Below are 12840 nucleotides of genomic sequence, written 5' to 3'. Positions count from 1 at the left end.
GAAGAATTGCGCGGCCGCCATGCGACAGGCAATCGACGTCCTGGCAGATTGTTTTCTGCGTCGCTAGCGCGCGGCGCATAGCTCGGGACATCCGCGGTCAGAATAGCCTCGGCTCGACGTACAATTTGCTCGCCCTCGCAGCCGCCGACGAAATCCAGACCGCAAAATCATCGATCGAGGTTCAAATCTACACCAACCAAACTCGACACCAGCACATTGCCCCGCATGACGAATTTCCGGTATGTTACCGGCTCAACCGGCGAGCAACGATCCGGATGATTATCCCCGGCGCGGTGAACCGGCGCGACACTATTGTGGATTAAGGTTGGGGAAAGCTATAGCAAGCTTCGCACAGTCCTTGCAGGATTCCGGTGTATACGCGGCGCAAAGCTTCATGATCGTTCCTCGGAGAGGCTTCAACCTGGTCTGCCCTCACGGGCTTTCAACGGGCGTGGGGACGAGTAAGATGCTGTCTCGTGGCCCGGAGGCGGCATGAGCCAGCGCAAGTTCATGGGACTTGTCGGCGGTGCGACAGCATCAGGGCCGGGCATTGCGCCAGCGAGCCAGCGATCAGCCAACGCAGCCGCCGAGCCCGCTTACGATGATGAGCAAGAATTCCCACTGATCATCGCGAACATCCCCGCAACCCCTCGTCAAAAGGCCTGGGCGGTGGGTGTCGCCGTCTTGCTCATCGTCCTTGCAGCGGTCATCGCGCCGTTCGCCCGGATCCAATTGGGCCAGATTAATGGTTTCGTTCCAGTGTTGCAGACCGCGTTGGCCTTGGCCGAGTTCATCACGGCAGCCCTGCTATTTGCTCAATTTTCGATCCAGCCTCAACGGGCACTTCTCGCACTGGCAAGCGGATACGTTTTCAGCGGATCATTCGCATTCTTGCAAACGCTCGCCTTTCCGAACGGATACGCTTCCGCGGGTGTCATTGGGGATGGACTGAACAGCCCCGCTTGGCTTTACGTGCTATGGCACGCAACGTTCCCCGCGGCGATTTTCGGCTACGGGTTCACGAAGGATCATACCGCCGGCGGCAAACCAGGCAAACCTGCAACAGCCGCGATCATAATAGTTGTCGGGTGCATCGGCGCCGCCGTGGCAGGACTGGCGTGGATCGTGAACGCGAAAGCCGAATGGCTTCCTAATTTCTACGTGAACGACGTCAGGCACCAGACCCCTCTCGGCAATCAGGTCAACCTGATACTTTTGCTATGGAATCTGACTGCTCTCACCGTTTTGTTTGCACGCATGCGCACCATTCTTGACCTTTGGCTGATGGTGACTTTGCTCGCCTACTTGCCGAACTTTCTGGTAGCAATCATCGGCAGCTCGGTTCGGTTCACCATCGGTTGGTACGCAGCACGCGGTTTCGTTCTCGTCGGCAGTTGCATGTTGCTGACCGTATTGCTCATCGAAACGATGTTTATCTATTCGCGCCTTGCCAGCGTCATTGCCCTGCAACGACGCGAACGAGCGAACCGGCTTCTCAGCATCGACGCGGTCACTGGCGCGATCGCCCACGAGCTAAGATCGCCATTGGGGGCCATCTCGCTCAATGCTGCGACAGGCCTCAGTCACCTGCGAGCTGCCCCCCTTGAATTGGAGGACCTCGAAAACATCCTGTCTGACATCGAAGCGGACAGCAGCCGCGCCGCTGACATCATATCGAACATTCGCGAGATGACAATCAAAACGGCGCAGGGCGGCGCTTCAGCAAACGTCGAGGATGTCGCCGAGCTTGCGCTGCGACTGTTGAGGCACGATCTCCTTGCCAATGGCGTATCAGTAATTACGGAGTTTCAGGGCAACATTCCCCCAGTCGCTCTGGGCGGCACTGAGCTTCAGCAGATTGTCCTGAACCTCTGCAAAAACGCGCTTGACGCAATGAGTTCTGTCCCCGCCGATCAACGACAGCTCCGTATGAAAACCAGCCTTGATGGTGGCGCAACGGTCCATTTGTCCGTAGAAGACTCCGGCACCGGCATCACACCCCGTCACCAAGAGCGCATCTTCGATCCGTTCTTCACGACGAAACAAGGCGGTATGGGGTTGGGGCTGGCCATCTCCTCCAACCTGGTCGGAAGGTGCGGTGGAAAGCTGAGGCTGGTCAAATCGGACGTCAGGGGCTCCGTTTTCGAGCTGGAAATGCCCGTCTCCGCCCCCGCTTCGGTGCAATGACGGTACGGGACCGTCACGACCATTCCGCCTTTCGCGCGCTCACTTCAGAGAGATCATGATTGTGCTGAGATTAGCGGCGAATTCCACCCCGGCTTTTGGTCCCTGCAGCACCATCGTGACCCCTTTGTCGTTGCGCAGCTGAGCGCCATTGATGCCGCCGATCAGGGCAGCTTCGCCACCGACCGAGCTGTATGCGCCGGCAAAATCGCTGACCTCTCGAATGCCTGAAGCCCAGCCCTCGAGCCACCCAACGGTAGCGCCGACGGTAAAACCCAAGCTTACCCCGCTGATGCGGAACGGATGATGGCGGCCGCGATAGGTCAGCACGCCGCTCCCAGCGCCACCGCCCACGAGCAGCCCCGCCTTTACGATCTTGATCCGGACCTGCGCGGATGCCTGTGCAAACGACGGGGTCGTCGGGATAAGGAGTGCGAGCAGCACGAGGCGTGCCAAACGCCAAAGAAGCCCACGCAAGATCTGCGTGCGTCGCTCAGGGTTTTACACCATCCAGCTTCTTCCAGGTCTGGTCCGGATCGAACGCGCTGATGCGGGAAACGAGGACCTTGGTCCGAGGCCCGAGATCCTTCTGGTAGACAACGCCCGCATGGTTGACCAGGAAGGTCATGACGCCGGAATTGCCGTACTCGGCCGGCCAGGCGACCAGTGCGAAACCTCCGATCATCTTGCCGTTGACGATATAGTTCAGCGCGCCGCCTGGCGTGTTCGATCCCTGCCCCTTCAGGATGCGGAAATAGTAGCCATGATAGGGCGCCGGCCCCTCCTCGGCCTTGTAGCCTTCGGCCGAAGCCTGCGCCGCCAATGCACCGAGCGGGCTCGGGTCGCTGTCGTCGCGCCAGAACAACCCGTCCTTCTTGCCTGCGCTGCTGACGATGCGCTGCGCGTACACGCCAGTACCCTCACCGCGATCCTTGTCGGCGTATTCGTTCTCGGCATCGACAAAGGCGAGACTGGTCTGGATCGCGTCGAGTTCATTGCGGCCGATGCGGCGATACAGGACCTCAATGCGGCCTTCGGCGGTATCGAATTCCCAGCCGGTCCTGGTGTTGACGAGCGGAATCGGGAACGGAAAGTCGTCCGGACCCAACATCAGCACTGCCTTCCTGTTACCTTCCGCCTTGATCGCATGCTTCGCATCATACATCGAGGTGAAGCGTTTCCGGATGTCGACGTCGGCGACCTCGTCGCCGGAGGAAACGATGTCCTCGGCAGCGCTGCCGAGGACTTTCAGGATGGCCCGGTCCGGCCCGCTTTTCACGGCGGCAGCGAGCGCCCCTGCCGCATCCTCCGGTGTCGGATAGGACTGCTGCGCAAGGGATGGCGAGCTCAGGAGCCCAAGCGCAATAATGGCCGGCAAGATGGCGAGACGAAGCGACTTCAAACCCATCATGGCGTCACCTCGCCAGGAATCCGCGCGCCGCTCTCGAGCCAGTCGCGATAGGTACGGAATTTCAGACCGAGCTTTTCGTAATAGACCCGGAGATAGCCGTCGGCTCCGCGGGTGACGGCTACCGGCTTCACGTCCTCGACTTCTTGCGCAATGACGCCGACATAGGCCTTGTCGCTGCCGATATAGCTGAAGCGGTAATAACCAAGACCGCTTGCGAGATGGCCGAGCAGAACGACGTCATGCTTCAGCGCGATATCGGAACGCCGTCCGCCGCCACCACCACCACCACGGCCTCCGCCACCCTGGAAGCCTCCGCCGCCGCCTCGGCCGGCGAAGCTCGCACCTCCGCCACCGCCACCGCGCGGTCCCATGCTCGCCATGCTCGCATGACCACGCGCCGATGCTGCGGCCGCCGAGCGGCCCGACGACACGTTCAGCACGCTTCCGCTACCACCGCGGTTCGCGGCTTTGGCGCCCCCGCCCTTGGCGCCGCCGGCTTTAGGGCCAGCACTCTTTGCGCCGGCATTCTTGGCACCACCGCCCTTGGCCGCGCGATCGCCACCGCCTTTGGCGCGATCGCCTCCCGCCTTGGCGCGATCCCCGGCGCCTTGACGGTCGCCACCTCGGTCGCCAGCGCGATCTGCCGCACGATCCCCAGCGCGATCTGCGCCACCAGGCCGATCCTGTCCCGGCTTCAAGACTTGCTGTCCGTCGCGGCCGCGGAAATCCATGCGGTCGGCGGCGCCGGCCTTCAGATTGCTATTGCCGAAGCGCTGCTGAACGTTGGCGTTGTTGTAGCGTACCCCTTGGCGATGCGACGGATTGTGCTGCCAGCCAGTTCCGATGTTGGTGGTGCGGTGATTGATATAGACGTTGCGGTTACCCCAGTTGCAGCCGCCGCCCCAATAATTGCCCCAGCGACCGATAGCCCAGGCTGTGCCGAACGCGAGACCCGCCGCGACGACGCCTGCGCCGATGTAGGACGGGTAGCCGAAGTAATATGGTGGATACTCGGTGTAGGGCCACGCGCCGTAGACCGTCGCAGGCTCGTAGTACGGCACGTACATCGTATCGGGAACCGCCGGCTCGATCACGACCACCTGCCTGCTTTCCTCGGTCTTGACGCTCACCTTCTGCTGCGTGGTGGTCAGCAGCTTCTTGTTGTCATAAGCCTTGGTCCGCAGCCGCTGGACCGCATCCATCACATCCGATTGCTGCGCGAGCACCGCGTCGCCCAGCACCTTGGTCCAGTCGAGCTTGTCGCTCATCATGGAAAGGACCTCAGCAGTCGAGGCCAGCGCCTTGATGCTGTCATCCCACGGCTGCTTCTCGACTTCAGTCTTTAGGGCATCACCCCTCAGAGTCTTGTGCTCTTTCAGCCAGCGATCGGCCTGAACGACTTCCAGAGGATAGGTGGATGCCGCCAGCACGTTGGCAAGCAACTCGTCGGGATAGAGCGCGATCGGTGCGACCAGAGCTTCGAGCTGCTCGGGCTTGAGCATTTCGGCAGCCGCCCGCGGCTGACCCGGCGTTTGGGCTTGGGCACCTGAGGCGGCCGAAGTGTCCGCAGTTTGGGCTGCCGCGGGCACGGGCGCCAAGAGCAGGACCATCGCGATCAGAGTTCTACCGCAACGAAGCATCGCGTCCTCCCTTGAACCCTCATTGGGCCAAGCATCTTGGACGATCAGTGACCTTTATTGATCAAGATCAAGGAACAAGGAGCTCTCTCGAAGTCCGCGCTATACATTCCACGGCGGCCCGACGTTTGATCCGGTCGAGATCCGGCCGCGCCGCTCAGGCGCTGGAGCCCGGGAGCGCGGACAGCAAAACCCGGCGATCATGAATCAGGCTCTGAAGGCGATGCGCCGCGACATTCAAGGTCGTGACATCGAGCGCATTTTCGTCTCCTGCCGCGGCTTTGGCCTGCTGAGCCTGGAGAACCCGGTCGATTTCGGCCTCGATATCGGACAGTTCGGCTACTGCCTCCGCCCTGCGTATCCGCACACCCAACGCATACAGCAAGTCCAGCCCCCGTTCGGCCTTCGATGGATCGCCTACCCGAAGGAATTTCCAGGCAGCCGCCAGTACCGAGATGAGGCCGCCGAAAATCATGGGCGCGAGAAAGATGATGTTTCCCCATTCGTCCAGAAAGCTCTGCTGCGTTCCGTTGTAGAATGCCGCGGCGCCGGGATGAACCGGGAGAAAGGCGTCCGAATCCGTGCTCGGCGCGGTCATTTGAGAGAGTATCGGCAATTCGCCGAGCAGGTCCCTGCGCGCCTTCATCAGCGCGTCGGCCAGGCTGCCCGCCACCTCTGCGCTGAGCTGCTTTTGCGCGACCACATAGAACGAAACCCGCAGCGTGGTAAGATCCTCGCTCGGGACAGGCGGCGAACCGCGCAACGTGCCCTTCGGGACATCGAAGCTTTCATAGGCGCGCTGCTTTTCCGCGATGGCACCAGCCGCCTCGACGGGAAGGAGGACCGGCGCGGTCTTCGGCGTCTGCAGAAAGAGACCGCGCAAGAGGGCCAGATACTTTTCGGCAAGAGGAACGACGATCAGAATCGCCCGTACCTCCTTGGCATCGAGTGCCCGCCGCGCGTCTGCCGGTTGGAGATTGCGGAATGACACGTTGGCGCGTCCGAGGCCGTATTCGTCGCTGAGGACGTCGACGACCTTGCGATTTATCTCGCCGCCGATCACGCCGACGCTGGTGCGCTTCAGACCAGCGATTTCGGTAATGGAGGAGCCCGGCGGCGCAACCAGCAGGACAACGGCGTGGGCGAGAACCACGATAGCCTGCGCCTGCGATAGGTCGCCGACGTCGCCGCGGACGACAGCAAGCTCGACCTTTTCCGCCGCAAACTGCTCGGCAGCATCAACCGCGTTGGTCGTTTCCACCAGTCTGAGCCGGACCGGGGCGTTCACCACGGCAAGCCGGCTCGCCAACGCCGATACCAGACGCGTGGCTTCGCCATCCAGCGACCCGACCGCGATGGTCAGCGTCGTCGGGTGAGAGTACCAGCGGTAGCCGAACAGGCCCGCTCCAAGCACGAGCACAACAGCGCTGGCGACAATGAAGGAACGAAGCCAGATCGGCATTTTTGCAGGGACCATGTGGCCCTCATAGTGAATATGCGCTGGGTGGTCGGACTGGCTCATGATGCCAGACCGGCTCAACTGAGGCGCATCGCCGAACCGAAGTGCGATTCAAACCAAAGCGAAGCCGGTCAGTGCCCGCTCAGCACCAGCGTCTTGATCGGCAGCAGCAGCGCCTGAATCCGCAAGAGCATGGCGTGCACGAGGCCGACACCGTCGACAACATGCAGAGCGACGGCCCGACCCGTGCCCGTCTCCTTCGCGGATATCTCCTCGTGATTGCTGGTATAGGCATTGACGATGCAGCTGCTACCCGGCGTCACGCCTTCGAGGCCGCCCTTGTAGAGGGGCTCAAGGAAGGCCAGGATCGTGCCGGGCCGCCCGACGTTCTGCGCCTCGATCAGCTGCTCACCGCTTCGGAACTGGCCGGCTGCGATGTAATCCTGAACACTGGTGACGACCATGGGAATGATCACCCACGGCTTCGAGATGCAGGTTGCTTCCGCCACCATGCCGACCTTCATCACCTGTGCCTCGATCTGACCAAAGCCGGCCTGCAAGGCGCGCCGGCCGGCGCCGTCCGGAACCAGCACGCCGGCCGGCCGCATCAGCTGATTGACGACATCACCGGTGCGGACCAGGAATTGCTCCACGCGGCCATCGACGCCGGCGCGAACGAAGGTCTTGTCCAGATCGACCTGCGCTTCGGCCAACGCCGCCTGGGCGCTCGCTTTTTCAGCCGGCAACAGGGTTGAAAGCCGCAACGTCGCCGACGTCTTGGACGCAGTGGCCGAGTCCACACCAGCCTGCCGCTGGTTGACCACGACCTGTAATTTCTCGATATCGCGTTGCGGGACGATGCCGGGGTTGCGGCGCTGCAATTCCGTCTTCACGTCCAACTCGTCCTTGGCCTGCTGAAGGCTGGCCTTGGCTTCCTGGATCTGCGCTTCGGCCTTGACCACGTCGTTTTCCGCGCTTGTCATCGCGGCATCGACCTCAGCGATCTTGCGAGTGGCCGTCTCCAAAGCCGCCTTTTGCTTCGAACTGTCCAGCCTGAAAAGTACGTCGCCTTTCTTCACTGCCTCGCTGTAGCCGACATTGACTTCCGCGACGCGGCCCGAACCCTCGGGCAGGATCGGCACCGTGCGGAAATAGAGCGTGGCCGAGGTCGTCGACGGATGAAAGTAGAAGATCATCGTGATCAGAGAAATCGTGAGCATCAGGCAGCCGGTGATGCCCCATCGCAATTCGTACCAAATGGAAAAGAACGTGATCTCTTTGCCGAAACGTTTGCCTTGGGCATAGCGGCGGTAGAGGTAGTCCGGCAGGATGGTCAGAAGAGAGCAGAACATGAGCTCAAACATGGCTGTGTTCCTTCCCCTTGACGATCGGCTTCTCGACCGGCGGCAGGATTGGCAGTTCGGGCTCGCGGCCCTCACCGGGCGCCGCGTCAGCGATTCTCTCGACCGAGCCTGCGATGCTCCGCAGCGGCGTGCCGAAATCCGGTAGGTCGATCATCGCGAGCAGAAGACCGGCCACCCAGAAAATGTGCATGTGCGTAAAGAGCGAGATGATGCCCAGCACGGCCACGATCTCGAACTGCAGCTTCTGCGACTTGTGCGCCATTCGTTCGGGGAGGCTGTGCAGCTTCCAATAGAGCGTACCGACCCAGAGCACGCTGCCGATCAGGAAGATCCCCATCACCACCATCAGCACGTCCGTGCCGCTTCCCGGCGCGAGATAGAACGGCAGATGATGCGGGGCCAACGGGTGAATTTGCTCGGTCAACGGTAGCTCTCCACCAAAAGGAATGAGGGCAGTACGCGCTCTAGACAACGACCGTGGCAACGCAGGCGAGAAATTGATTGATATGAATCAAAGGTCCGAACGGCGCGGAACCTAGCCTAGCCCTGACTCTACCCCACAGCAAGCCAGGAGCTCGTCAGTCATGCCCGGCATCGATGATCTCATCCCCCACGCCGCGCAAATCCGCAAGGAAGCGGCGCTCGAAGACACTAAAAAGGCCGAAGAATATGTGCGCCTCGCCGCCGCCGCCGAAGCCGAGAAGCGCGCCCTGATCGAGCGGCTGAGCAAGCCGTCCGGCAAGACCGAGGAGGAGAAGATCAAGCTCGCCTCGACCATCATCCAGCGCGCGGTTCGCAACGGTCTGACCGAGGTGCAGGTCTACCGCTTCCCGAACACCCTGTGCACCGACAAGGGCCGCGCCATCAACCAGATGGAGGGAGGATGGGAGAAAACGCTGACGGGAATTCCAAAAGAGATATTCGAGCTCTGGACCGAATACCTCAAGCCGCGCGGCTACCGGATCGGCTATCAGGTCATCGACTTTCCTGGCGGCGTGCCCGGGGATATCGGCGTCATCATTTCGTGGGGCGACTGATCACGTTTCGGCCGGATTGACGGAAGGCGGAGCAGCATGGCGAAGGATCGAGCCACAGAGCGGATGAAGCGCAAGGACTACGAGAAGGAGCTCGAAAAGCTCCAGATCGAGCTTTGCCATCTTCAGGATTATGTGAAGGAAAATAGACTTCGGGTCATCGTCCTGTTCGAAGGCCGCGACGCGGCCGGCAAGGGCGGCACGATCAAGGCGATCACGGAAAAGGTCAGCCCGCGCGTGTTCCGGGTGGTGGCACTGCCGGCGCCATCGGATCGCGAAAAGACGCAGCTTTTCTTCCAGCGCTACATGAAGCAGTTTCCGGCCGGGGGCGAGATCGTGATCTTCGACCGGAGCTGGTACAATCGGGCCGGCGTCGAGTATGTCATGGGATTCTGCTCGCCCGCCGAGCACGATCGTTTCCTCGCGCTCTGCCCGCAAATGGAAAAGTACGCCATCGACGGCGGCATCATCCTGATCAAGATCTGGCTCGAGGTCGGGTTGGACGAGCAGGAGCGCCGCTTCAACGCCCGCATCGACGATCCGGTGCGGCAATGGAAGCTCAGCCCAATGGACATCGAATCCTTCAAGCGCTGGTATGATTATTCGCGCGCGCGCGACCTGATGCTCAAGAAGACGAGCACGAAGGACGCGCCTTGGTACATCATTCGGTCCGACGACAAGCGGCGGGCGCGGCTGAACTGTATCGCGCACATCCTGGAGGCTATCCCGCACAAGCGGATCAAGAAGGACAAGGTGAAGCTGCCGAAGCGCTCCGACAAGGGACGTTACAATGACCAGGCCCCCTTGCGCGGGATGAACTTCGTCGCGGAACGATATTGACGAAGTGATCGCGGGCCGCACGGCGGGCGCGGTCCGATCGTTGACGGTCAGATCGATGCTGCCGACGGACTTCGCTGGGTCCGTCAGCAGCGCATTCTTTCAATACGGATACTGGTTGGGGCAGACCCAATTGCCGTACGTGTCCTGATAACAACCGTTATTGTAGTTGTTGTTGTAGTATCCGTAGGCGCCCGCGGCGGCCGCACCGACGGCGGCGGCACCGTAAGCCGCGCCTCGATAGCCATATCGCGGATAGCCTCCGGGATAACCGGCGACCGGACGACCGGGACGGCCCGCAACGGGGTAACCTGGACGGCCAGGACGACCGGCGATCGGATGGCTTGGCCGCGGACCTCCTGCATAGTGGCGCCCGCCTCCGCCATGGATCCGTCCGGCGTGAACGGCGCCGCCATGAAAACCTCCGGCGCGCATGCCCCCTCCACCTCCACGATAGCCACCACCGCCACCTCCGCGGCGGGCATAGGCATCATCGGGAATGAGCGTGGCCGTGAGAAGAACGACGGCCGCAACAAGAGCCAGAAGATAACGAAGCATGGCATGTCCTCCCTCGATATGGGTGCCGTGATCCGCTTTCGACGATGCCTCGCGGAACGCGGTTGGCACCCGAACGTGGCACTGAGTTGCGGCCGCTTCCCTGACCTATGTGCATGAGAGAAGCAGCCGCCATTCAAGCTAGAGCGCCGCGACCGCCGAAGCGGCGCGACTGCCGCTCTACCGCTTCAAAGCTATCGTCACGCCCCCCACAGCGGCTGACAGCTCCGCACCGACCTTCGGCCCGCTAAGCTGCAGAATCACGCCGTTGCCGTTTTGCAGCTGAACGGCACCTGCGCCGGCGGCGACGGCACCGCCCGCACCGCCCACAGCATAAGAGCCTTCGATCGACTCCGGCCCCCTCAGGTTAAGAGCGCGGCCGACCAGCTTGGTGGTCGAGGCGCCGATTGTGAAGCCGACGCTCATGCCCGAGACGGTGAAGGGATATTTGTGGCCCCGCAGCAGCAGAACGCCCTCGCCGCCACCGACGCCGACGATGAATCCGCCTTTGGTGAAGACCACGGCGACCTGGCCGGTCTCTGCCTGCGACGGCGTGCTGAAGCCGGCACTTATCAGCAGAGCAGTCAAGGCGACACGGATGGCGACTTTTCTCATGAGATTCGTTTCCTCTGGTTGTTATGCCGATCTATTGAGCCAGTATCATCGCGAAGTAGCCAAACACGGTGAGCAGAATGCCCGATACGGCGTAGCCGACTGGGAACCCGATCCAGGGCACGGAGCTCTGGATTTCCACCGCGGCTTCGCGGCACGGACCGGAGTGCGACCGCGCACCGGCAACGCCGCCCATCAGCACGGCCGGATTGATCTTGAAGAGGTGGAAGCCGATCGCCCAGACGACGAACGGCGGGATCGTGCAGGCGATGAAGCCAGCGACGAAGATCTTCAACGCGACCGCACCCGTGAGCTGCGCCAACAACCCGGCGCCGGCATTGATGCCGACGATGGCGACGAAGACCACGAGGCCGAGATCCTCCAGCACATTGCGCGCCGCGTTCGGTGTGTTGCCGAAGAAGCGCAGTCGGGAGACCAGCGACGAGACGATCACGCCGGACAGCAGCAGTCCGCCGGCATTGCCGAGGCCGATCTTGGCGCCGAAGGCTGGAAATTCGATCATCCCGATCAGGAAGCCGATGATCATGCCGGCGGCGAGCGTCAGCAGATCGGTCGAAGTGTTGGTCCGCGCAATGCGTCCCCACATCTCGCCGAGCTCGTTGACGGCCGACTTGATACCGACCACCGAGACGATGTCCATCCGCTGCAACTCCGTCTTGAGACCGGCCGGAATCTGCACGCCGCCACGTTCGACCTTGGTGACCTGCAGCTGGCCGGCAATCGCGGTCTCACGGAAGGACTCGAAGGTGCGTCCGACCATCTCCTTGTTGGTGACCAGGATGTCCGCCTGATCCATGGGAATGCCGAGCGCCTTGGCGTCGGCAACCTCAGGGCCAATCAGTCCCATCTTGTCGGTCAGATGCTCGGTCGCGCCACCGAGCGCGACGAGGTCTCCCTTTTGCAGCACGACGTCGGGATCGGCTCCCAACGGCTGACCGCCTCGCACCACGTTGACGATGCGGTATTCCGGGTTGATCGTGCGGAATTTGGCGATGCTCATGCCGACCTGGGCCGGATTTTCGAGCCGGTAGGCGCGCAGGCCGAACTGCCGATAGCCGGTCAGGCCGCCACCCTCGAGATCCTTGACGCCAAATTCCTTCTCGTATTGCCTGGCAGCCGCCTTGGCATCGACGCCCCACCAGCGCGGCAGGTATTTGCAGATCAAGATGATGCCGACTGTGCCCCAGATATAGGTAATGCCGTAGGACAGCGCGATCATGCCCGACGCGTCCTCGGGCTTCATGCCGTCAGGAAGCTTGACGACACCTGAGGTGATGGCCTGCTCGGCTGAGCCGATCGCGGCGGACATCGTCTGCGACCCCGCCAGCATGCCGCCGGCAGCGCCGATCGGCAGCGCAAAGAGCTTTGAAAGCATAACGACAAGCGCCAGACCGAGAACGCTCGACACCAGCGCCAGGATGCAGAACTTGAGACCGTCGCCCTTCAGGCTGTTGATGAAGGACGGTCCCACACGTAAGCCGACGCCATACATGAACAAATAGTAGAACAGACTCTTGGCGAACGTGTTCAGCTCAAGCTTCACGCCGTAGACCGACGCCCAAACCGAAAGGGCTGCGCCCACCACGATGGCGCCGGCGACCATGCCGAGGCCGTAACCCTTGATGCTCGCACGGCCGATCCAGACGGCGAGGCCAACGACGAAGAACAGCAACAGAAACGGGTTCTGCTGCAAGAACGTGAAAAAGCTCTGCATGTCCGTCCCCTT

13 protein-coding genes are annotated in these 12840 nt (G+C 61.8%); 4 read left to right on the top strand and 9 right to left on the bottom strand.

All coding sequences use genetic code 11. The annotated features are described in order from the left end of the window. Window positions 1–125 precede the first annotated feature (125 nt). Window positions 126–323: a hypothetical protein gene (locus IVB42_RS05390; protein WP_247362306.1), complete on the top strand. Its 198-nt coding sequence runs from the start codon at window positions 126–128 to the stop codon at window positions 321–323. Between the two features lie 169 nt (window positions 324–492). After that, the gene (locus tag IVB42_RS05385; protein WP_247362303.1) at window positions 493–2187 is read left to right on the top strand and encodes an MASE4 domain-containing protein; all 1695 of its coding nucleotides are present in this window, start codon (window positions 493–495) and stop codon (window positions 2185–2187) included. Window positions 2188–2226: 39 nt separating this feature from the next. On the opposite strand, the gene IVB42_RS05380 is transcribed toward IVB42_RS05385, so the two are convergent. The 6 genes from IVB42_RS05380 to IVB42_RS05355 all read right to left on the bottom strand — a co-directional run bounded on the left by IVB42_RS05380 (window position 2227) and on the right by IVB42_RS05355 (window position 8479). Next, the gene (locus IVB42_RS05380; protein WP_247396150.1) at window positions 2227–2628 is read right to left on the bottom strand and encodes a hypothetical protein; all 402 of its coding nucleotides are present in this window, start codon (window positions 2626–2628) and stop codon (window positions 2227–2229) included. Between the two features lie 49 nt (window positions 2629–2677). Then, complete coding sequence (locus IVB42_RS05375; RefSeq protein ID WP_247362297.1) at window positions 2678–3595, bottom strand: DUF2950 domain-containing protein; 918 nt, start codon at window positions 3593–3595, stop codon at window positions 2678–2680. Further along, window positions 3592–5235: a DUF3300 domain-containing protein gene (locus IVB42_RS05370; protein ID WP_247368051.1), complete on the bottom strand. Its 1644-nt coding sequence runs from the start codon at window positions 5233–5235 to the stop codon at window positions 3592–3594. Before IVB42_RS05370 ends, IVB42_RS05375 begins: the two co-directional genes overlap by 4 nt. 154 nt (window positions 5236–5389) lie before the next feature. Continuing rightward, window positions 5390–6709, bottom strand: a complete 1320-nt coding sequence (locus tag IVB42_RS05365; protein ID WP_247364671.1) for a TAXI family TRAP transporter solute-binding subunit — start codon at window positions 6707–6709, stop codon at window positions 5390–5392. A 113-nt stretch (window positions 6710–6822) separates the two neighbouring features. Next, entirely contained in the window at window positions 6823–8055 is a 1233-nt protein-coding gene (locus tag IVB42_RS05360) for a biotin/lipoyl-binding protein (protein ID WP_247362291.1), read from the bottom strand. Then, window positions 8048–8479, bottom strand: a complete 432-nt coding sequence (locus tag IVB42_RS05355) for a hypothetical protein (RefSeq protein ID WP_231190719.1) — start codon at window positions 8477–8479, stop codon at window positions 8048–8050. Before IVB42_RS05355 ends, IVB42_RS05360 begins: the two co-directional genes overlap by 8 nt. A gap of 160 nt (window positions 8480–8639) precedes the next feature. Between IVB42_RS05355 and IVB42_RS05350 the strand changes: the two genes are divergently transcribed. Together IVB42_RS05350 and ppk2 are read left to right on the top strand one after the other, a co-directional pair. Beyond that, complete coding sequence (locus IVB42_RS05350; protein WP_247362288.1) at window positions 8640–9092, top strand: hypothetical protein; 453 nt, start codon at window positions 8640–8642, stop codon at window positions 9090–9092. 36 nt (window positions 9093–9128) lie between these two features. Then, entirely contained in the window at window positions 9129–9929 is an 801-nt protein-coding gene (ppk2, locus tag IVB42_RS05345; RefSeq protein WP_247362285.1) for a polyphosphate kinase 2, read from the top strand. 99 nt (window positions 9930–10028) lie between these two features. On the opposite strand, the gene IVB42_RS05340 is transcribed toward ppk2, so the two are convergent. The 3 genes from IVB42_RS05340 to IVB42_RS05330 form a co-directional block, all read right to left on the bottom strand. Then, entirely contained in the window at window positions 10029–10484 is a 456-nt protein-coding gene (locus IVB42_RS05340) for a hypothetical protein (protein ID WP_247362282.1), read from the bottom strand. A gap of 177 nt (window positions 10485–10661) precedes the next feature. Continuing rightward, complete coding sequence (locus IVB42_RS05335; RefSeq protein WP_247362280.1) at window positions 10662–11096, bottom strand: hypothetical protein; 435 nt, start codon at window positions 11094–11096, stop codon at window positions 10662–10664. Window positions 11097–11127: 31 nt separating this feature from the next. Further along, a complete protein-coding gene (locus tag IVB42_RS05330; protein WP_247396148.1) occupies window positions 11128–12828 on the bottom strand; it encodes a transporter in 1701 nt (566 codons plus the stop codon). Window positions 12829–12840: the final 12 nt, after the last annotated feature.

The sequence above is a fragment of the Bradyrhizobium sp. 45 genome, from assembly GCF_023073155.1.
GTDB lineage: Bacteria > Pseudomonadota > Alphaproteobacteria > Rhizobiales > Xanthobacteraceae > Bradyrhizobium > Bradyrhizobium canariense_D.
This window is presented reverse-complemented; position numbering and strand designations above follow the sequence as displayed.

Excerpts from the sequence above, each read along its gene's own strand:
- IVB42_RS05370 (WP_247368051.1), bottom strand. The coding sequence starts at position 5,235 with ATGCTTCGTTGCGGTAGAACTCTGATCGCGATGGTCCTGCTCTTGGCG.
- IVB42_RS05375 (WP_247362297.1), bottom strand. The coding sequence starts at position 3,595 with ATGATGGGTTTGAAGTCGCTTCGTCTCGCCATCTTGCCGGCCATTATT.
- IVB42_RS05385 (WP_247362303.1), top strand. The coding sequence starts at position 493 with ATGAGCCAGCGCAAGTTCATGGGACTTGTCGGCGGTGCGACAGCATCA.
- ppk2 (WP_247362285.1), top strand. The coding sequence starts at position 9,129 with ATGGCGAAGGATCGAGCCACAGAGCGGATGAAGCGCAAGGACTACGAG.
- IVB42_RS05365 (WP_247364671.1), bottom strand. The coding sequence starts at position 6,709 with ATGGTCCCTGCAAAAATGCCGATCTGGCTTCGTTCCTTCATTGTCGCC.
- IVB42_RS05350 (WP_247362288.1), top strand. The coding sequence starts at position 8,640 with ATGCCCGGCATCGATGATCTCATCCCCCACGCCGCGCAAATCCGCAAG.
- IVB42_RS05335 (WP_247362280.1), bottom strand. The coding sequence starts at position 11,096 with ATGAGAAAAGTCGCCATCCGTGTCGCCTTGACTGCTCTGCTGATAAGT.
- IVB42_RS05340 (WP_247362282.1), bottom strand. The coding sequence starts at position 10,484 with ATGCTTCGTTATCTTCTGGCTCTTGTTGCGGCCGTCGTTCTTCTCACG.
- IVB42_RS05360 (WP_247362291.1), bottom strand. The coding sequence starts at position 8,055 with ATGTTTGAGCTCATGTTCTGCTCTCTTCTGACCATCCTGCCGGACTAC.
- IVB42_RS05330 (WP_247396148.1), bottom strand. The coding sequence starts at position 12,828 with ATGCAGAGCTTTTTCACGTTCTTGCAGCAGAACCCGTTTCTGTTGCTG.